This is a genomic window from Methylobacterium sp. WL103 (genome assembly GCF_008039885.1).
Taxonomy (GTDB): Bacteria; Pseudomonadota; Alphaproteobacteria; order Rhizobiales; family Beijerinckiaceae; genus Methylobacterium; species Methylobacterium cerastii.
Window position 1 is genome coordinate 1 of record NZ_VRUX01001027.1, and the last position, 910, is coordinate 910.

The window sequence follows — 910 nt, forward strand, 5'->3', positions numbered from 1 at the left end:
GCCTGCGCCTCCGGCTCGACGCCGACGGGGGCGGATGCCGCCCGGCTCGCGGAGGCGTTCCGACCGTTCGCCGCGGCGGGGCTGACGGCGCACGTCTCCGGTTGCGCCAAGGGCTGCGCCCACCCGGGCCGCGCCGACCTGACGCTGGTCGCGCGCGCAGGGACCTACGGCGTCGTCCTCGACGGCGCGCCCGGCGATGCGCCGGCTTGGGAACTGACTTTCGACGCGGCGCTGGAGCGCGTATGGAGGGCGAAACCCGGCGCACTGGCACAGGCGTTCGGCCACTCTTCCCTCCGTCGGCAGCCAAGCGCCGAACAAACCATCGGGACCACGATATGAGCGCCCGCCACGAGTACCTGCGCGACGGCGGCGCGATCTACGCCCGGTCCTTCGCGATGATCCGCGCCGAGGCCGACCTTTCGCGCTGGTCGGGCACCGCCGAGCGCGTGATCGTGCGGATGATCCACGCCTGCGGCATGACCGACCTGCCGGCCGACGTCGAGATGTCCGAGACCTTCGCCGAGGCCGGCGAGGCGGCCCTGCGCGCCGGTGCGCCGGTCCTCTGCGACGTGCGAATGGTGGCCGACGGCTGCACCCGTGCGCGGATGCGGGCCGAGAACCGCGTGATCTGCACCCTCACCGACCCGCGCGTGCCGGCCATGGCCGCCGAGATGGGCACCACCCGCTCGGCCGCCGCGATGGAGCTGTGGCGCGAGCACCTGCCCGGCAGCGTCGTGGCGGTCGGCAACGCGCCGACCTCGCTGTTCCGCCTGCTCGAGCTCCTCGACGAGGGCGTCGCGCCGCCGGCGGCGGTGATCGGCATCCCCGTCGGCTTCATCGGCGCCGCCGAATCGAAGGAGGCGCTGGCGCGCGACGGGCGCGTGCCGTTCGTCGTGGTGCACGGCCGGCG

1 protein-coding gene and 1 pseudogene are annotated in these 910 nt (G+C 74.7%); both read left to right on the top strand.

The annotated features are described in order from the left end of the window. Positions 1-339, top strand: a pseudogene (locus FV222_RS30290) (hypothetical protein); the annotation flags it as partial. Further along, positions 336-910 (top strand): precorrin-8X methylmutase (locus FV222_RS27525; RefSeq protein ID WP_147816307.1); only part of this gene is annotated, 575 nt, incomplete at its 3' end. The pseudogene FV222_RS30290 and the gene FV222_RS27525, both read left to right, overlap by 4 nt.